Source organism: Proteus faecis (genome assembly GCF_003144395.1).
In the GTDB taxonomy this organism is placed as follows: domain Bacteria; phylum Pseudomonadota; class Gammaproteobacteria; order Enterobacterales; family Enterobacteriaceae; genus Proteus; species Proteus faecis.
Genome location: NZ_PENZ01000032.1, coordinates 1 through 19147 on the forward strand (window position 1 = coordinate 1; position 19147 = coordinate 19147).

A 19147-nucleotide genomic window follows, 5' to 3' on the forward strand; every position below is an offset into this window, starting at 1 on the left:
GATTGATCTTTAAAGCCCTGCGGGCTTTTCGCCTTATATCCCCGCCCGCATTGGGCGAGGGTTTACGGCGTTTTTCGCTAAGTGATGAGTTTATGAGTACAAATAGTGATAATAAAAATCACACTCATTCATAATATTTCATCATATAATGTAGTGTACCTATTAATACGTATTAAAAACACACATCACTATTTTGAATTCGGAGACGTTATGATTAATAAATTTAATCAACTTGTTGACTGTTCTGACTTAGGTAAATTGGTATTACGTGTTTCTCTTGGTGTTTTAATGTTATTACATGGACTTCATAAAATGGAACCAGGAGGATTAGCGGGTATTCAGGGCATGTTAGCTAACTTTAATCTACCAGCCTTTATTGCTTACGGTACCATTATTGGGGAAGTGGTTGCTCCTATCCTACTGATTATTGGTTTATTTACTCGTGTCTCAGCATTTGTTTTAGCCGGTACAATGTTGGTTGCTGTTTTGATGGTTCACTCTGGTGATCTATTTGCATTAAACCCTAAAACTGGGGGATGGGCACCAGAAAGTGCGGGCTTTTATCTATTTGCCGCGATTGCTGTTATGTTTTTAGGTAGTGGGCGTTTTGCTGTCAAAAAAGATTAATAAATTTAATAATCAATAAGTTTGAATGTTATCGTTATAACTTGATTAAAATAGATGAATAAACGCCCAGTTTGTTAATTTGAACTGGGCGTTCTCTTTGTAACGATTAAGACTTATTTTTTATTGGCGGGAGTTAATTTAAAGATCTTTTCATTCTCACCTAACCATTGCTGAGCGACTTGGTTTATATCATTAATATTTAATGTTTTTATAATGGCGGGATAAGTGAGTAAACGCTGATACTGTTGGTCATCGGTTGCAACTTGTGCAAGAGCATCTGTCCAATAGCTTGCACTGTCAGTTATCTGTGAATATTCAGTTAGCCAGATATTTTTAGCTTCTTGTAACTCTTGATCCGTAATGCCTGACTGTTTAACGTCATTCACGACTTTACGAGCAAGCGTAATTAATTCATCTGCGCGCTCAGGCGATGCCGTAAAGTTTAAACGACCAGTATAGTAGCTTGTAGGCATTTTCGTTAATACTTCAGAGAAACTAAGTGAATAAATACCACCAGCTCTTTCACGTAGGTTGAGTCTTAGTCGTTGGCTGATCACGGTATCGAGTAAATTTAGCGCTAATACTTGTTGCTGTGACCATTGAGCAGGTGCTGCATATTGAATGCTAACCATGCTCTTATCACTACTTGCAATAGGATATGTTTTGTTAAACGAAATAAGCTTCGGATTAATAGCGGGATCTGCCCAAAATAGGCGTTGCTCTGAACGCGTTGGTAAACTCGCTATCCAGCGTTCAACAAGAGGTTTAACTTGATTTAGATTGACAGGTCCACTGATAACTAACGTCATATCAGCAGGTTGCCCTAAAATCATTTGGTTTGTTTGTTGCAATTGTTGGGCAGTAAATTGTTTCCAAGCACCTTGAGGTGAAACCACTAAACGATCGCCATTTTGGTAGCTTTCTTTATTGATATTATCTAAGAAAGTACGTTCAACAGGTGTTTTTGAGATACCTAATGCCATGGCTTGCTTTTGTTGTTCTAACTTTTCGCCATTAAACTGTGGAGACGTTATTTTTAGATGCATTAATGTGAGTAAGGTTTCTAATTCATCAATTGGTGCTTCGCCACGAAAACCATGGAATAATAATTCGCTATAAGGGCGTAAACTTATTTTGTGTTGCTTGCTAAATAACGCCAATTCACGTGCATTATAATGACCATATCCACTGAATTCAGGTAATTTTAATGCCCATAGCACCATGCCTAAGCTTTGATTTGTCTCAAGTGAAGAGCCTCCTGGAATACGCAGTGAAACTTGAATATTATCTTTGAGATAATTGTCATTTTTCACAATCACTTTTACGTTATTGCTTAATGTCCACTCTTGTGTTTCTTCAATCGGCAGTGATTGCGTTGAAACAACGGAACCTGTGAGTTCAGGTTTAATATCTAACACAACATCTTGAGTTTTTAGCGTAAATGGCCCCGGGTTTGATTGCCTAATTTCGTGCCAACGTTGTGCGACTTTAGTTGCATTAAACAGATTAGCGTCATTATCAGGACCAATTACAGCAACTCGTGGCGATGATTGTTTGAGATATTGGGCAAAATAAGCGGATAATGTTTCAGGGGTCACTTTATTGATTAATTGATAGCTTAAATTTAGCGCCTGTTTTTTAGTTTGAATTGGCATATCCAATTCAATGGCTGTCGTAATTTGGTTGGCTAAATAATCGTGTTCGTAACGTTCTTCACTCGCAGCTTGTTGACTTAGACGTTTTAACAACGCGTTGCGAGCATTATCTAACTCTTCTTGAGTAACGGGTACAGAGGCTAGACGCTGAACTTCTGTAAATAAGATATCTAATGCGCCTTGGTAATCATTACCTTTAGGATGTGCAATCATCAATTGTTGTGAACGACGAGCATCTAACATTGCACCTTGAGCATTGGCACTAATAGATGCAATTAAGCCATTATCAACGATAGTGGAGAAACGTTGATTTAAAATTGACAGCCATAATGAATCCATTAAATCTTCATATTGACCTTGGCGACTATTTAAAGGGGCAGGCAAAGTCCGTTGTAAGGTGAACTGTAAAATACGCGAACCTTGCTCTTTGTCGAAAATCGTTTTAACAAGTAGATCATTGTGATCGATAAAATTGTGCCAAGATGGATCGTCAATCCCTTTATTCTCGCTGTTTTTAGCATTAAACAGTTGCTTAATATCGGCAATAGCATCGCCTTGATTAAAGTTACCAACCAGTACTAATGCCATTCTTTCTGGTTGATACCAAGTATCGTAATAGCGCTTTGCATCTTTCACATCGCCATATTTAACGATATCTAAATCGCCAATAGGATCACGATTTAGATAACGACTACCGTGATAACGTAACTCTTCTAACTGACGGTTAATGCGAAAACCGATACCTTGGCGCAAACGCCATTCTTCAACAATAACGGGACGCTCTTTATCAAATTCAATAGGGTCAAATGTCATTTCAAATGCCCAATCTGATAAGATTTGTAGCCCTGTTTTAATTTGGATCGGGTTTGCATTTGGTAATGACAGTTTATAAGTCGTCGCATTTAAACTTGTTGCAGCATTGACATGACTACCTAACTTCATGCCCAGACTTTCAAGTTGTTTAAACCCTGTTGTTCCTGGAAAATGAGTCGTACCTTTAAACGCCATATGCTCAGTAAAGTGTGAAAAACCGAGCTGTTTTTCATCTTCTTGTACTGATCCACTTTTAACTAAAAGGCGCATTTCAACACCCGTTTGTGGGCGTTGTAGTAAGTAGACATCTAAACCATTATCTAACGTAAAATGGCGAACATCAGGGCGTAGTGATAGCACACTATTATCACCTTGAGATGAGGTGCCTGTGGTACATCCTAAAAGTGAAAGACTGACTGCGACAATCAATAACTTACGATACATATTCGCTATCTCCTGCAGATTGAGAAGGGGACTCGGTCGGGGCTTTTAATGAAAGCACATTATCTGCAATCACATGTGTAAAGCGCTGGTGGCTGACTAAGGCAATACCCGCAGTTGGTAGATGTTGTTTTAGCAACATCAACATGTTTAATGCATTTTGTTCATCAAGTGCAGAGGTGGTTTCATCTAATAAAATAAGTTCCGGTTTATTGAGTAATAAACGAGCAAAAATAAGGCGTTGTTGCTCACCACCTGATAGACGTGTTGTCCAATCCGTTTCCAGTGAAAGTTGATTTTTTATTTTGTCCAAGCCCACTAAGTGGAGTGCTTCTTCATACTCTTTAGCGGAGAATTGATTTGGCTGACAAGGATAAGCAAGCAAACTATCTAAACGTGCAAAAGGCAGATACATCCGTTGTGGGATCCAACACACATTTGGCGAACGTTGAATTTCTCCTTTGAAATAAGGCCAATGTCCACTTAACGCTCTAAGCAATGTTGATTTACCTAAACCAGAACAACCTTCGATAACGATTAATTCACCCGCTTTTACAGAGAGGTCAACTTCTTGGATTAATAGGTTGTCATCTTGCATAAATAGAGAGAGATGAGCTTTTAATTTAGTCTGTTTATCATTTAAATCAGCGACTTCAGACTCATGGTCGTGTTCTAAGAGCACCACAAAATTATAAAGACGTGTCACCGTTGCTTGCCATGCAGCAATCTCTTTATATGAGAAAATAAACCAGCTTAATGCACCTGCAACACTAGAGAATGCTTGTCTTAATTGCATTAATCCCCCAAGCATTAACTCGCCTGCAAGGAATTTAGGTAAGGCAAAAATAATGGGAGCCATTGCAGTAGCTTGTTGGTAGCCCACAGTAAAGAATGCAAGATTTCTTTCGTAGCGGATAAGGTTATTCCAGTTATGAATAACCCCTAAAAAACGGCTCATTAATTCGTTGCGATCACTGATTTCACCGCGTTGGCCGGCAATCGCATCACCATGTTGTTTACGGGTGATGAGTGCTGTACGGTAATCAGCTTCTTTGCGCTGTTTATCCATATTAATTTTACGCAATGGCGAACCAATAAACTGCGTAATGGTGATCCCGATAATGGTATAGATAATACAAGCCCAGAACATATAGCCAGGAATAGTCCATTCGCTACCACCTAATGTGAAAGAGATAGCGCCAGACAGTGACCAAAGAATGGTGGCAAAGGTGATAAGAGTGAGTAACGAGTGTAAAAATGTCACAGTTAAACGCATTGTTGATTCGATCAGTAAACGAATATCTTCTGCAATACGCTGATCTGGGTTATCAGGCTCTTGAGAAGTGAGCCTTAACATATAGTGTTTACTGTTTTTTGATAACCAGCGATCCAGTACTTGTTCAGTCATACCTTCTCGCCAGCGAATAACCATTTTTTGGCGTAAGAAATCACCCATTACCACCACAGTAATTAATCCGGCAATAATAATGACAAATTGTTGAAGAAGTTTGTACAGCGCTTGTCCATCAAGTTGTTGTAATGCATTATAAAAACTGCCATTCCATTCATTCATTTTGACGTTAAACCAAACCGATGACAGGGTTAAGGTCAAAGAGATAATCAATAGAAACCAGCAGTAAAGGGCGGCACGCCGCCCCCAAAAAGGTGAAACTAAATAGAAAAATTGTTTTATTGTTTTCATTGCTTATTGGTCATATTTTTATTGTATATCGACTTGTATGCTCACATTAACTTCGTCAATTTATTAATAGTCGTAGCTGACTTGTAACCAGAACTGACGACCTGGTTCATACGATTTGTATTCTTTATCTTTGTAAGTGAAGTGATCAGCAACATTTCGAGTATTAAGAACGTTATTCACTTCAACAGAGACACCTACACCATAAGCAAACTCAGGTTGCCAGCTTAGTTTGGTATTCCAAGTAAAGCGGCTACTGTAGTTCTGTTTTTTATAGGCATAAATGTAACCATCTTCAGGGGTTTGAATCGGGTTACCGTTATTGGTTTTTTCTGCTTGAGAGCGCCAGCTATTCCATTGCAATTGGTTAAACCAAGTCACATTCCATTCATCCCAAACACTGGTGAGGTCGGCGGTGATTTTTAATGGGGAGTTAAAGTTGCCAGAAGGTAAGTCTTTGGCATCAATGATTTTACCATCATATGACACTTTATTATGGTTAACATTTTGGACATTGGGTCTAAGATCGGCATAACCTGAATCTTTAGGGGTATTAGTTTTGCTTTGTTGCCAACTTATTGAAGCATTGAAAACATGATCAGCTTGTGCCAATTCCCACGGCTGGCTATTTTTAACTGATAACGTCACTGTGTCGTGTGAACTGCGCCCGTTATTATTAAACTGACGTATATTCAATAATTCTTTTGTTTTAGCATCTGGGTATTTTGTATCACTGCGAACTTCATCGCGACCGTTACGATGAGTGTATTGCAAACGCCATGTTGTTGAGGCAATTTCTTGTTGTAAACCTAAGGTGAATTCATCGTTATAAGGCGTTTTTAAAGCGTCTATACCATCAAAGTCAGTGCGGTTAGTCCATTTATTATCTGAACAATCCATATAACAATGTTGTAAACCCGCATTTTGCGCACCATAGAGAGAATAAGTGAGCATAGATCGGCCATAATAACGGTTTACACCACCAATAAGTAATGTATTACCAGTACCCCAAATATCATAAGTTCCGCTTAAACGTGGAGAGATATTATTTTTTTGAACAAAATCATCACGATCTAAACGAATACCTGGGCGTAATGTCAGACGTTTATATTGAATATTATCATCAAGATAAATAGCGTAACTGGTATAGGTAGCATCATGCGTGCCTGCTAAGTAACGAGTTGTCTGTGCTAATCCTCCCATCCATTCGCCATCATAAGTCGAGCCTCTATAGCTATAGTTATAATAAGGTGAAGTTCGGATATAAGAACCTTTGGTTCTATTTATCTCAAATCCTGTTGTTGGTTGATGAGAAACCGCTCCCCATTCGATAGGATTAAAACGCATAATACTTTTGGCACTGTAAGTTTTTTGCTGACTTTTTAAATCACCTTGCCCCCCACTGTATATACGTTGAGGGTGTTTCCAATCACTCCAATCTTCAACGGCAATGAAATAATTTTGATCATTGGTACGTTTATCTTCTAAATCTTGATAACCTGCGGTTAACTCTAATGAGCCAAGATTTAATTGGTGCTTATAGAGCGCAGTAAAACTTAAGCCATTATGTTCATTATCATAACCTGAGTTATAGACTGAACTTGAGAATAAATAACTTTTGTATCTAGCAATATTTGTTGATAAATCAAATGTTTGTTTTTCTGAAATATTCCAAGAGTATTTCAGAAAATAATTATCTGAGGTACGAGTTTGATCTTTATAATGAGGTGATTGTTCTAAATGTTCTAACTCGCCATTAGCATTATGAATAATGCCTCCTGAGGTACTTATCATCATCGGAATAGTTGATTCTCTGCGTGATGTTGAGAAAATAATCCCGGTATTGTCTGTTAAGCTTGTTTCAAACCAACCACCAAAGTTTTGTTTATCGTATTTTTTCTGGAAACGTGCAGGGTTACTGAAATCGTTATTTGCAGTATCAAAGTTTAGTTTTGGATCGGTGAAAATATTGTTCCAACTTGAACGAGTGGTACGGTAATAGGCATTAGCGTGGGTTTCGCCAGACCAACGACGACTCTGTACATCAACGCTACCGCCTGTAAATCCACCAAATTCCACCGGAATGTTGTTATCGTAAACAGTGACACTATCAATTAAGCGACTATCAAGGTACATCCCTTGTTCATCACTAGTAATACGAGTATTGGTTTCACCATTACCTGAATTGGCGGGGTCAAAGTCGTTGTTAAAACTGACACCATCAAGTTTGTAAGAGTTTTGATAACTACTAGAGCCGTGAATAGAAATACGTGAAGGTTTAATTTCACCCTGATTCATTGATGTGCTGTCATTATTGGAAAATTGAACAGCAGGGTTACTTTTGAGTAAGTCAGTGATGTTACCATCACCCGTATTACGCTGTTTTATCTCTTCTGAAGTAATGTATTGTGGGGCTGAAACCACATCAGTAGCCGGATGATAAGTACTACCAACACCTGTTACTTTAACTTCAGGAATAACGATCGCATTAGCCGTTGCAAGGGGACGAATAACGAATCCACTGTCTTGTGGAATAATTTCTAACCCACTACCGATTAAGACCTTTTGTAATGCTGTTTGGGTTTCAAATTGGCCTGAAAGTGCGGGGGCTCGTAGGTTTTTAACCGAATTTGCGTCAAATAAAATTTGAACTTGCCCTTGTTTTGCAATAGCACTTAATGAATCAGCTAAAGATTGTTCTGGTAAAGCGACTGAAACTGTAGATGCGTAAGCGCAAGGTGTAGCAATCGTGGTACTTATTAGTAATGCTAGCAAAGGCCTCTTAAGAGCCCTTTTTTTATTATGTATTCTCATTTCACCAATCCCATTCACTAACTTAATAATTGTTGTTACTAAGGAAGAGGGTGAAATGAGAATTATCCTCACCTGTAAAAAAGAATATTTTTCATATTTTAATTTACTTGTTGATAATTAAAGCATTATTTTTGTCAGTAAAAACAACATTAACCGGTAATATAAGTGGAATTGCGGTAATAAAGTTTTTGGCATCGTTTATGTTAGCGATCCCAGAGACTTTCATTTTGGCAATTTCCGGGGAGGAAATTTGAACATTGATATCAAGATAAGGTTTGAGTTTGGTTATCACTTCATTCAATGGGCGTTCAAAGAAATGCAGTTGACCAAAACGCCAACTTCCCACGGAATCAATTTTGACCGAAGAGATAACCAAACTGTCACTGGCTAATGTGCTGGTGGCTTGATAGCCTGCGTATAAATAGGCTGGAGAAGATTTTGGTGTTGCTTTTACTTCGACAATCCCTTCATGGACAGCAACGTTAACTTGATTGTTATCATAGTGACTAACTTCAAATTCAGTGCCAACAACTTTAATTAATCGGGTATCAGCATGAACATAAAAAGGGCGATACGGGTTTGATTTTACTTTGAAATAGGCTTGCCCTTTATCTAGCCATAATCGTCTTTCTTCTTGCACGTAAGCCACTCTGACCTGTGTATTTCTATCTAAATAAACTTTAGAGCCATCAGCTAAGGTCATTTCTTTCGGTGAATGGCTGGTTGCAAGCGTCATATTATCCATCAGTAATGCAGGTAAATGACTATAAGGAAGATATAAAACGGTGAGTAAACAAAGTGCAGCCGTGGTGTGGATCATCGGACGCCAAGGAGCGCGTTTTTTCTTTTCAACCGTGGTTATTGTTGGTCGTGGTAATGCATCGCATTGACGCCAGATACCTGCAATATCCTGATATGCCTGCCGGTTTACATCATTTTCTATCCACACTTTAAACGCTTGGCGCTGTTTTGGGGTTATCCTTTGACTGTGTTGTCGGGTAAACCAAAGAGCTGCTTGCTCATCAGGTGATCCATTGAGTAATTCATCATCAGACGCTAAAAAAAGTGAGTCTAGATCCTCATCTACGTGAGGTTTAGTTTCCGGTATATTCTTTTCCGGCTTACTCATCATTCGTGCATTTCTCCTGTCCTGCATCGACATATCTTTTGCAATATAATAGGGCTGCCGCAATATGTTTTTCCACCATACTGATTGAGATATCCATTTGCTCTGCAATTTCGCTTTGTGATAATCCATCAAAACGATAAAGAACAAATGCTTCTCGACGGCGTGGAGGTAATGTTTCAATTGCTTCGCTAAGTAGATCTAAACGCTGTTGGTGCTCAAGGACATATCCCGGATCAATCTCTGTCGTATAACTTTGAGTGGCATCATCGAGTTTACAGTCATCCTGATAGAGATCTTTTTGTTTTTGATTTTTTCTCCAATGGTCAATTAAAACGTGGTTCGCTATTTTAAACAGAAAAGCACGCTCTTCTTGCACGGGTGTTTGTTCTTTTCTGTTTAGCCATAGTGTAAATACATCTTGAGACAAATCATCTGCATCATGGTAATTACCCGTACGTTTGTGGAAAAAACGCACAAGTTGTCCATAGGTTGATTGATAGGCACAACTAATTTTTTGTGCCAATGATTTATTGCTAGCCATAATCTCTGGTGTTTAAAAAAGAGTGAAATAATAAGCTCTTACTGCTTCTTAAGCGAACAAGTTATGATAATTATCAAGCTAATTTTTTATTGTATTATTAATAATAAGCAATATCATTTGTGTTTGTATTATGCCTATAATTCATCAGAAAGAAAATCAGAGGCAAGAATTATGAGTAGTATATCGGCGACTTTCCCACGCCGTTGGTCGTTTTCTATTGGTGGATTAACTGCCAGTGTTTTATTTCATGCAACGCTAGTTGTTGTCGCTATTGGCTGGATAACAGCTAAAGATGAACGTTATGGTGTTTTACCACCGGCAATAACAATGGATCTCGGGGTTTACCAATTAGCTCAGACAGAAACAAAAGATGTTCCGGTTGGTCCTGAAAAAGTTATGTCTGTTCCCGAGCCGGCAGAAATAGAACCAGAACCAATTAAAGAAGTATTGGACTTGCCAAAAATGCCTGTGGTTGAACAAGGTACTTATGAACGCCTCCCCGAAAAGCCAAAAGTAAAGCCCGTGGTTAAGCCAAAACCAGTTGCTGTAAAAGTACCTGATGATCTTCCTGTCTCAGAAGCGCCATCAGATATAACAAGTGCACCTGCTTCTGGTTCTAATACAAGCAGTAGTGCTCAATTTAATAGTTTATCTTCCTCTTCTGTGAGTGGACAAATAGGGTGGGAAAGTTTGGTTCATAGCCATATTAATACCTATAAACGCTATCCACGAACAGCATTGCGTTTTAAAGCAACGGGCGTGACACAAGTATCTATTATGTTAAATGCAAAAGGTGAGTTATTGGATGCGAAAGTGGAAACATCTTCAGGTAATCGCATTCTTGATAAAGAGGCGTTAAATACAATTAAACGCGCTTCGCCATTTCCAGCACCTGAAAGCTATCGTTTAGTCAATGGAAATATTTCGTTTACCGTACCTTTAGGTTTTGATTACAGGCAAGAGAGTTAATTATTACAGTTCTACAATTAGTTATTAAATTTCAAACTAATAAAATAGAAAAAAGCAGAGAATAATCTCTGCTTTTTTTCTATTGAATACAGTAAATCGATGCGATTATTTACTCATTCGTTTGTACTTTATGCGGCGAGGCTGAATAGCATCGTTACCTAATGTACGCTTTTTGTATTCTTCATATTCGGTAAAGTTACCTTCGAAGAATTCCACTTTACCTTCATCTTGATAATCGATGATATGTGTAGCAATACGGTCAAGGAACCAACGGTCATGGGAAATAACCATAGCACAGCCTGGGAACTCTAACAGGGCATTTTCTAATGCACGTAAAGTTTCAACATCGAGGTCGTTGGTTGGTTCATCGAGTAGTAACATGTTACCGCCAACTTGTAGCAGTTTAGCAAGGTGCAAACGACCACGTTCACCACCAGAAAGTTCGCCAACACGTTTACCTTGGTCAACGCCTTTAAAGTTAAAGCGACCAACGTAGGCACGGCTTGGAATTTCAAAGTTGCCAATACGCATAATATCTTGGCCACCTGAAACTTCTTCCCAAACTGTTTTACTGTCGTCCATACTATCGCGGAACTGATCAACAGATGCGAGTTTAACAGTGTCACCAAGTGTTAAGGTGCCTGAATCGGGTTGTTCTTGGCCAGAGATCATCCGAAATAGTGTTGATTTACCTGCACCGTTAGGGCCGATAATACCGACAATTGCGCCTTTAGGAATAGAGAAGCTTAAATCATCAATCAGAACGCGATCACCATAAGATTTTGTTAGATTATTAATTTCTAACACTTTATCCCCTAAACGTGGTCCAGGTGGAATAAAGAGTTCACTGGTCTCATTACGTTTTTGGTAATCAACGCTATTAAGTTCTTCAAAGCGAGCAAGACGAGCCTTACCTTTTGCTTGACGGCCTTTAGGATTTTGACGGATCCACTCAAGTTCTTTCTGAATAGATTTATGGCGAGCCGCTTCAGTTGCAGCTTCTTGCTCAAGACGTGCGTCTTTTTGCTCTAACCATGAAGAGTAGTTACCTTCCCAAGGAATACCTTCACCACGGTCAAGCTCTAAGATCCATCCCGCTACGTTATCAAGGAAGTAACGGTCATGCGTGATCGCGACAACAGTGCCTTCATAATCGTGTAAGAAGCGCTCTAACCAAGCCACAGATTCTGCGTCTAAGTGGTTAGTTGGTTCATCTAATAGCAGCATATCTGGTTTTTCTAAAAGAAGACGACAGATAGCAACACGGCGACGTTCCCCCCCTGAAAGTTTCTCAATTTTAGCGTCCCAGTCAGGTAAACGTAGCGCTTCTGCCGCTCGTTCTAATTGGTTTTCAAGGTTATGACCATCATGAGATTGAATAATCGCTTCTAACTGACCTTGTTCTTTTGCTAATTTATCGAAATCAGCATCAGGATCGGCATAAGCCGCATAAACTTCATCAAGGCGGTTTAATGCGTCTTTCAGTTCGCTAACCGCTTCTTCAACGGCTTCACGTACGGTATGTTCCGGGTTTAATTTAGGTTCTTGTGGTAAGTAACCAATTTTAATACCTGGTTGTGGACGTGCTTCACCTTCGATATCAGTATCAATACCTGCCATGATGCGTAGTAATGTTGACTTACCCGCACCATTAAGACCAAGCACACCAATTTTCGCGCCCGGGAAGAAGCTGAGTGAAATGTTTTTAAGGATATGTCGCTTAGGTGGGACAATTTTCCCGACACGCAACATACTATAAACGTATTGAGCCACTATAATTACCCTTTGATTATAAAAGAGATTTTATCTAAGGTGCCACTTTTTGCGCTAAAAACAAATTTTTTGTGATTAAGTCGCGTGTTTATGGCACCAAAATGAACAATAGCAAAGTCAATGTCAGTATTTGCCAAAGACCCGAAAATGATGAAAGTCGCCAGTATACCCGATTTATAAAAGAAAACCTTAGTCAAAAGAGAGGTTTTTCTCTACCTTTCGTACTTCCTCTGAAAGTGAAGAAAATTTCTGTTAAAGAGGGGAACTTACATTGTTAATGATTATCATATTAGCTAATGTATTCACTCTTTGGCGGTTTTATTTGAGGTGGGAGAAATAACGTGGTGAAGCAAAAGTGGTCGTTAACATTCGCAATAGGGGCATTGTGTTTTTCTGCATGGGCACACGCTGACTCATTAAGTGAACAACGTGCTCGTTATCAAGAAATTAAAGCAGCGTGGGATCTAAAAAAAACAGATGAAGTTGAAAAATTACTGCCTACATTGCAAGATTACCCACTTTATCCCTATTTAGAATATCGTCAAATTACAGATAATCTTGATATTGTGGCACCGGCGGTTGTTTCTGAATTTGTTGAAAAATATCCAACACTCCCTCCAGCAAGAGCGCTTCCATCTCTGTTTGTGAATGAACTAGCGAAGCGCCAAGAGTGGCAAAATTTACTGACTTTTAGTCCAAATCCACCTAATCCTAAAGCCGCAAGATGTAATTACTATTATGCAAAGTGGGCAACAGGTGATATTCAAACAGCATGGATTGGGGCTAAAGAAGCATGGCTAAATGGTACTTCAATGCCATCAAGTTGCGATCCTCTTTTTGATGAATGGCAAAAGGCGAATCAATTAACACCAGAATTAGTGTTAGAGCGAATTGACTTAGCGATTAAAAATGGTAATACGGGGCTGGCGGCTTACTTGGCTCGACGTCTTCCTCAAAATTATCAAACTATTAGTGATGCCTTGGTTGAATTACAAGACTATCCAAATTTAGTGGGACGCTATGCAACCGCGCTTTCACCGACGGATTTTACTCGTACCATCATACAATCCGCATTTTCACGTTGGGCTAGAAAAGACGCAGATGCAGCTCGAGCACAGATTGATAATATTGCGCATGCACAAAAAATGACGGCGAGTGAACGTCAGTTAATGCGTGATACAGTAGCGTGGCAATATATGCCTTATGCGACACCAGAGCAGGTAAAATGGCGTGATAGTGTTATTCAAGATACCGCATCAGATACATTACGTGAGCGTCGTGTACGTCTAGCATTAAGCCAAAATCAACCGACTGAATTGACTTTGTGGTTAGAAAGACTTTCACCTGAAAGTAAAAATAAAGAAGAGTGGCGTTATTGGCGAGCAATGGTGTTGCAATCACAAGGTAAAAACAGTGAAGCTCAAGCTATTTTAGAAGCGCTAACGCAACATCGTGGTTTTTATCCAATGGTTGCTGCCGCTAAATTAGGTAAACCTTATGTGATGGTAATAGATAAAGCACCAAGTGTTTCATCAACTATTCCTAATCAGCCAGAAATACAGCGTGTTCGTGAATTAATGTATTGGCAGATGGACAACTTAGCGCGATCAGAGTGGGCAAATTATGTAGCTTCACAGCCAGCACAAATACAGTCTGAATTAGCACGTTATGCGTATGAGCAAAAATGGGCTGATTTAGCGGTGCAGGCCACTATCACAGGGAAAATGTGGGATCATCTAGAAGAACGTTTTCCTCTTGCTTGGAAAAATGAGTTTGAGCAATACACAAAAGATAAATCGATAGATCGCAATTATGCGATGGCGATTGCTCGTCAAGAAAGTGCGTGGAACCCTCAAGCTCGCTCTTCAGCTGGTGCAACAGGTTTAATGCAGGTAATGCCAAAAACAGCCGAATTTACGGTAAAACAAGCAGGTATTACGGGATATGTAAGTAGTGCACAGTTAACTAATCCGGTGAAAAATATTGAGATTGGTACGGCTTACCTTGATTCTGTTTATCAGCGTTTTAACCAAAACCGTATTTTAGCAAGTGCTGCGTATAATGCAGGGCCTGCACGTGTTGATCGTTGGTTATCTGATGCAAATGGTCAATTAGATGCGATAGCGTTTGTTGAAAGTATTCCTTTTGCTGAAACGCGAGGTTATGTCAAAAATGTGCTCTCTTTTGCTGTTTTCTATAGCTATTTTGCCGGTGAACAGCAGCCGGTCTTGACTGAAAACGAGTGGAATAGTCGGTATTAAAAGAGAATAACGCGGATTTATCGTTGGTGCCTCTTTGTACATTAGCAAAGTATGTTATACTATGTACTAGTTAATGAGTGTGGCAAAAGAGGTTCCCACGATGCAAGATCCTGCATTATCACCTGAAGAAAATGAGCACTGGCTAAGATTTGTTGAGTTATTACAACATGCCTTTGAGCAAGATGTGCAATTTCCTATTTTACAACTTTTAATGACACCTGATGAACGTAGTGCTTTGGCAACACGAGTTCGCATTGTGCAAGAGTTAATGCGAGGGGATTTAAGTCAGCGTGAGTTAAAAGAAGAGTTAGGTGTTGGTATTGCCACCATCACTAGAGGCTCTAATAGTTTAAAAACAGCACCACATGATGTGAAATTATGGCTTGAAAAAGAGCTAATGACAAAAAAATAGTCGTGCTGTTATGATCTAAACTAGAATAATAAAAAGCCATTTAATTATTTGATTAAATGGCTTTTTTGTTATTTATTTATCTAAAAACACATCAGATTAATTATTAATCTTCTTTTTGATTGAGTTCTTTATAAATATCATGAGTGACAGGGACTAATGCCAGCACTAATGCTTGTTGATATACAGAGGTGCGACTGAGTAAGCCATCGGTAAAATAACCAATTGCACCGCCACGCTGTTTAATATTGTCAATTTTTGTTAAGAAAGCCATTTCATCGCCAAGCTCACGACCTTCACGGATCCCTTTTAAGATCTGCTCGGGTAACATAAGACTTGCTGAGCGTGATTCTCCTCGAATTTGGCCATGTTCGACAACAATCCAAGCAAAGGTCATATCATCTTCAATACCGGCTTCAACGCCAACCCAAAAATCAGCTTCAGGGCGAACTTGACGAGCTGCCATCACACGTTGGCGTGCGCCAGTTCTCGTTTCTGTATTTCCGATAGGTTGCTGTGGAACACGACTATCGACATTAATATCTTCAATATCAAAGGTATCTTTACCGAACACTTGCTCAAAAGCGAGTTTTATCGCGTTGATTTTTGCTGGATTCGTAGTGGCTGCAATGACATGATACATAATGAATTAATCATCCTTTGAAAAATTAGAGCAGTATAACGGAAAAAATGTATGTTACAGGTCTATCTTGTTCGCCACGGTGAAACTGAATGGAACGTGGCGAGACGTATTCAAGGGCAATCTGATAGCCCGCTAACAGCGAATGGTGTGCGTCAAGCACAGCAAGTTGCTGAAAAAGTAAAATCAGCAGGCATTACCCACATTATCTCAAGCGATCTTGGCCGTACTCGTCAAACGGCAGAAATCATTGCACAAGCTTGTGGCTGTGAAGTGATAACTGACCCACGTTTACGTGAACTCAATATGGGCGTTCTTGAACAGCGAGAGATCGCAACATTAAAGACACAAGAAGAGGTTTGGCGCAAGAGTTTGATTGATGGTACACCCGATGGGCGAATTCCCCAAGGAGAATCAATGGCAGAATTAGCCAGTCGTATGCAGGCTGCACTAAATCAATGTCTTGATTTACCCGAAAATAGCCGTCCACTCTTAGTGAGTCATGGTATTGCTTTAGGGTGCTTATTGAGCACAGTATTGGGATTACCTGCATATGCAGAACGCCGTTTAAGACTGCGTAATTGTTCAATTTCACGTGTTGATTATCAAAATAGCCCTTGGCTTGCTAATGGTTGGGTGATTGAAACGGCGGGTGATGTGAGTCATCTTACTGATATTGCACTAGATGAAGTACAGCGTTAAAAAATAAAAGCTCTCTTTTTCATATCACAAAGAGAGCTTTTTTCTTATGCGGTTACATCTTCGCGTTTAATTGGAATGTAATATTCAAAACGTTCGATATGATCTTGTGGTTCAGTCACCATCTCATTGCTGTAACGCACATTTTTAAGATAGTATTTTTCAACATCATAGCCTTTACGGCGCGTTAATCCCATATTAGGTAAGCAGACACCATAAATTAGGAATAAAAATTCCTGCATTGCACCGCGTTTTGCCTCCCCCTCGAAATCAAAGCGAATATAATCACCACCAGCAAGAGTGACTTCATTTGCCGCATCATCATCGATGAATGTCGCATAGTCTGGCTCAACGGCGGTTGTGTAAAGCACGCGTTGTTCGTCTTCATGCTCATCGCTATGTTGTGTGTGGTGAAGTCCATAAACTTGATGAGGGACAGAGCTTATCTTGCTCATGTAGTAGTGCCAGAAGGTTTGACGCATGTTAGAGCAGGCTTCAGCCCATTGCTCGAGGGTATGGCTACAAGTTTGCTCAATACCAATTAATTTTTTCTCAGATAGCGTTACAAATTCCCATTTAGGTAAATTTTGGGGATCTAAGGTAATTGGTGGACAAATTCCTACCGCACACCATTCATCTGTACGACGATAAAGTGCGGGGGTTCTATCAAATTGCTTTTTAAAAGCGCGGGTAAAGGTCTGTTGAGAATCAAAACGATATTGCAAAGCAATGTCTAAAATAGGGCGACTCGTTAAACGTAATGCAACGGCTGCACGGGATAGACGCCTTGAACGAATATAAGAACCAATCGCTTGTCCTGTAACTTCTTTAAACATGCGTTGTAAATGCCACTTGGAGTAACCCGCTTTGGTTGCGACATTATCGAGGGATAATGGCTTGTCTAGGTTACTATCAAGCCAAGCGAGTAAATCACGTATGATGTTGGTTTGATCCATACATCTCCCTTAGTCATATTCGTTTATTTATTGCAGTAGATGGTAAAGAGCCTGAACATCTATAACAAGTTATATTGTTAGATAATCGTAAAATATAGTCTTTTTCATCGGCTAATGTACACAAATTCTTCTATCAGTTAGTAATAGATTGTTTTATTCTAGGCTGAACTATTTCTCATCTTTTCAATGGAACAAGGTAAATATGTTAAATTTCAAAAAGATGCTAGCAGTGTCTATCTTACTCCCTTTTTCTTTGATGGCAAAAGCAGAAGAAATTGGCTACGTGGATACGGTATTCAAGTTTTTTGGCGCTAACCATAAAATTGTGATTGAAGCATTTGATGATCCTGAAGTTAAAAATGTCACTTGTTATTTAAGCCGAGCAAAAACTGGGGGCATTTCAGGTAGTTTAGGTCTTGCTGAAGATACTGCTGATGCGGCGATATCTTGCCAGCAAGTCGGGCCTATTGAACTAAGTGAAAAGGTTATTAAAGGGAAAAATAATGGCGATGTTGTTTTTCAGAAAAGAACATCACTCGTATTTAAAAAGCTTCAAGTTGTGCGTTTTTACGATAAACAGCGCCACGCTTTGGTTTACTTGACTTACTCCGATAAAGTTATTGATGGTTCGCCAAAAAATGCGATTAGTGCCGTACCTATTATGCCGTGGAAAGAGTGATTTTTATTTGCTAGAGAAATTAATGATTAATAAAATTAATACGAATAAGGTTAAAAAATTTTTTTAAAAACAAGTCATATTTTTTTCAAAATAGTTGCTGAGATCAATTTTCACCTTTTGTGATTTTATTAATCCATCTTTAGATAAAAGAAAACCCCTGAATATTATTCAGGGGTTTTTTGTTAGTTAAGTGCTTGATATGATATCAAATTACTCGTCTAAATCACCACAAAAGCGATAGCCTTCACCATGAATTGTTGCAATGATTTCTGGTGTATCAGGTGTTGATTCGAAATGCTTACGAATACGACGGATAGTTACGTCAACAGTACGATCATGAGGTTTCAGTTCACGACCTGTCATTTTCTTCAGTAATTCTGCGCGAGTTTGGATTTTTCCTGGGTTCTCGCAGAAATGTAGCATCGCACGAAATTCGCTGCGTGGTAATTTATATTGTTCACCAGCAGGGCTGATTAGTGAGCGACTGTTAATATCAAGCTCCCAACCATTGAATTTATAGCTTTCAACTAAACGACGTTCTTCTGTGCCATTAACTAAATTCATGGTACGTGACAGTAAGTTACGTGCACGAATCGTTAATTCACGAGGATTAAATGGTTTAGTAATGTAATCATCGGCACCAATTTCTAGGCCTAAGATTTTATCAACTTCATTATCACGACCTGTTAGGAACATTAATGCAACACTTGCCTGTTCACGTAATTCACGAGCAAGTAACAGCCCGTTTTTACCAGGAAGGTTAATATCCATAATGACCAGATTAATATCATGATCAGATAGAACATTGTGCATTTCATTGCCATCAGTGGCTTCGTGTACGATATACCCTTCAGCTTCGAATATGCTTTTCAGGGTATTACGAGTAACAACTTCGTCTTCAACAATCAGAATGTGCGGGGTTTGCATATTTGCTACCTAAAATTACCAAAAATAGAAAAAGGAAATCTGTGTTTAACTTCTGTGTGCGCTTGTGTGGTTATTCATTTTTGTTATTAGCACGTAAAAACTAGACCCAGATTGA

General features: G+C 39.2%; 15 protein-coding genes. 6 read left to right on the plus strand and 9 right to left on the minus strand.

Annotated elements, in window-relative coordinates:
• Positions 1-210: 210 nt before the first annotated feature.
• Positions 211-627 carry a DoxX family protein gene (locus DK858_RS08760; protein ID WP_109397084.1) on the plus strand — a complete coding sequence of 139 codons (417 nt, stop codon included), beginning with the start codon at positions 211-213 and terminating at the stop codon, positions 625-627.
• A gap of 113 nt (positions 628-740) precedes the next feature.
• On the opposite strand, the gene DK858_RS08765 is transcribed toward DK858_RS08760, so the two are convergent.
• From DK858_RS08765 to DK858_RS08785, 5 genes are all read right to left on the minus strand, one after another.
• Positions 741-3539 carry a M16 family metallopeptidase gene (locus DK858_RS08765; RefSeq protein ID WP_109397085.1) on the minus strand — a complete coding sequence of 933 codons (2799 nt, stop codon included), beginning with the start codon at positions 3537-3539 and terminating at the stop codon, positions 741-743.
• Positions 3529-5238: an ABC transporter ATP-binding protein/permease gene (locus DK858_RS08770; RefSeq protein ID WP_109397086.1), complete on the minus strand. Its 1710-nt coding sequence runs from the start codon at positions 5236-5238 to the stop codon at positions 3529-3531. Before DK858_RS08770 ends, DK858_RS08765 begins: the two co-directional genes overlap by 11 nt.
• Positions 5239-5301: 63 nt before the next feature.
• Entirely contained in the window at positions 5302-8049 is a 2748-nt protein-coding gene (locus DK858_RS08775; protein ID WP_109397087.1) for a TonB-dependent receptor, read from the minus strand.
• 103 nt (positions 8050-8152) lie between these two features.
• Complete coding sequence (locus tag DK858_RS08780; protein WP_228407265.1) at positions 8153-9181, minus strand: FecR family protein; 1029 nt, start codon at positions 9179-9181, stop codon at positions 8153-8155.
• Positions 9171-9719: an RNA polymerase sigma factor gene (locus DK858_RS08785; protein WP_109397088.1), complete on the minus strand. Its 549-nt coding sequence runs from the start codon at positions 9717-9719 to the stop codon at positions 9171-9173. Before DK858_RS08785 ends, DK858_RS08780 begins: the two co-directional genes overlap by 11 nt.
• Before the next feature lie 171 nt (positions 9720-9890).
• Between DK858_RS08785 and DK858_RS08790 the strand changes: the two genes are divergently transcribed.
• A complete protein-coding gene (locus tag DK858_RS08790; RefSeq protein WP_109397089.1) occupies positions 9891-10688 on the plus strand; it encodes an energy transducer TonB in 798 nt (265 codons plus the stop codon).
• Between the two features lie 105 nt (positions 10689-10793).
• On the opposite strand, the gene ettA is transcribed toward DK858_RS08790, so the two are convergent.
• On the minus strand, positions 10794-12461 hold the full coding sequence (gene ettA / locus DK858_RS08795) for an energy-dependent translational throttle protein EttA (protein ID WP_109397090.1): 1668 nt from the start codon (positions 12459-12461) through the stop codon (positions 10794-10796).
• 341 nt (positions 12462-12802) lie between these two features.
• On the opposite strand from ettA, the gene sltY reads away from it, so the two are divergent.
• On the plus strand, positions 12803-14722 hold the full coding sequence (sltY, locus tag DK858_RS08800) for a murein transglycosylase (RefSeq protein WP_109397091.1): 1920 nt from the start codon (positions 12803-12805) through the stop codon (positions 14720-14722).
• Between the two features lie 100 nt (positions 14723-14822).
• Positions 14823-15134: a trp operon repressor gene (gene trpR, locus DK858_RS08805; RefSeq protein WP_036911763.1), complete on the plus strand. Its 312-nt coding sequence runs from the start codon at positions 14823-14825 to the stop codon at positions 15132-15134.
• Positions 15135-15237: 103 nt separating this feature from the next.
• Here trpR and yjjX read toward each other — a convergent pair whose 3' ends face one another.
• Positions 15238-15774, minus strand: a complete 537-nt coding sequence (gene yjjX / locus DK858_RS08810) for an inosine/xanthosine triphosphatase (protein ID WP_023580954.1) — start codon at positions 15772-15774, stop codon at positions 15238-15240.
• 51 nt (positions 15775-15825) lie between these two features.
• Here yjjX and gpmB point away from each other — a divergent pair, with 51 nt between their 5' ends.
• Positions 15826-16473 (plus strand): 2,3-diphosphoglycerate-dependent phosphoglycerate mutase GpmB, encoded by a 648-nt coding sequence (gpmB, locus tag DK858_RS08815; protein WP_109397092.1) that lies wholly within the window; start codon positions 15826-15828, stop codon positions 16471-16473.
• A gap of 44 nt (positions 16474-16517) precedes the next feature.
• Here the strand turns inward: gpmB and robA are convergent, their stop codons facing one another.
• The gene (gene robA, locus DK858_RS08820; protein WP_109397093.1) at positions 16518-17426 is read right to left on the minus strand and encodes an MDR efflux pump AcrAB transcriptional activator RobA; all 909 of its coding nucleotides are present in this window, start codon (positions 17424-17426) and stop codon (positions 16518-16520) included.
• Between the two features lie 220 nt (positions 17427-17646).
• On the opposite strand from robA, the gene creA reads away from it, so the two are divergent.
• Positions 17647-18105, plus strand: coding sequence for a protein CreA (gene creA, locus DK858_RS08825; RefSeq protein ID WP_171455359.1), 459 nt, complete (start codon positions 17647-17649; stop codon positions 18103-18105).
• A gap of 210 nt (positions 18106-18315) precedes the next feature.
• Here creA and arcA read toward each other — a convergent pair whose 3' ends face one another.
• Positions 18316-19032 carry a two-component system response regulator ArcA gene (gene arcA, locus DK858_RS08830; protein WP_006535263.1) on the minus strand — a complete coding sequence of 239 codons (717 nt, stop codon included), beginning with the start codon at positions 19030-19032 and terminating at the stop codon, positions 18316-18318.
• Positions 19033-19147: the final 115 nt, after the last annotated feature.

Excerpts from the sequence above, each read along its gene's own strand:
- arcA (WP_006535263.1), bottom strand. The coding sequence starts at position 19,032 with ATGCAAACCCCGCACATTCTGATTGTTGAAGACGAAGTTGTTACTCGT.
- DK858_RS08785 (WP_109397088.1), bottom strand. The coding sequence starts at position 9,719 with ATGGCTAGCAATAAATCATTGGCACAAAAAATTAGTTGTGCCTATCAA.
- creA (WP_171455359.1), top strand. The coding sequence starts at position 17,647 with ATGCTAGCAGTGTCTATCTTACTCCCTTTTTCTTTGATGGCAAAAGCA.
- DK858_RS08790 (WP_109397089.1), top strand. The coding sequence starts at position 9,891 with ATGAGTAGTATATCGGCGACTTTCCCACGCCGTTGGTCGTTTTCTATT.
- gpmB (WP_109397092.1), top strand. The coding sequence starts at position 15,826 with ATGTTACAGGTCTATCTTGTTCGCCACGGTGAAACTGAATGGAACGTG.
- DK858_RS08760 (WP_109397084.1), top strand. The coding sequence starts at position 211 with ATGATTAATAAATTTAATCAACTTGTTGACTGTTCTGACTTAGGTAAA.
- robA (WP_109397093.1), bottom strand. The coding sequence starts at position 17,426 with ATGGATCAAACCAACATCATACGTGATTTACTCGCTTGGCTTGATAGT.
- yjjX (WP_023580954.1), bottom strand. The coding sequence starts at position 15,774 with ATGTATCATGTCATTGCAGCCACTACGAATCCAGCAAAAATCAACGCG.
- DK858_RS08770 (WP_109397086.1), bottom strand. The coding sequence starts at position 5,238 with ATGAAAACAATAAAACAATTTTTCTATTTAGTTTCACCTTTTTGGGGG.
- DK858_RS08775 (WP_109397087.1), bottom strand. The coding sequence starts at position 8,049 with ATGAGAATACATAATAAAAAAAGGGCTCTTAAGAGGCCTTTGCTAGCA.
- trpR (WP_036911763.1), top strand. The coding sequence starts at position 14,823 with ATGCAAGATCCTGCATTATCACCTGAAGAAAATGAGCACTGGCTAAGA.
- DK858_RS08780 (WP_228407265.1), bottom strand. The coding sequence starts at position 9,181 with ATGATGAGTAAGCCGGAAAAGAATATACCGGAAACTAAACCTCACGTA.
- DK858_RS08765 (WP_109397085.1), bottom strand. The coding sequence starts at position 3,539 with ATGTATCGTAAGTTATTGATTGTCGCAGTCAGTCTTTCACTTTTAGGA.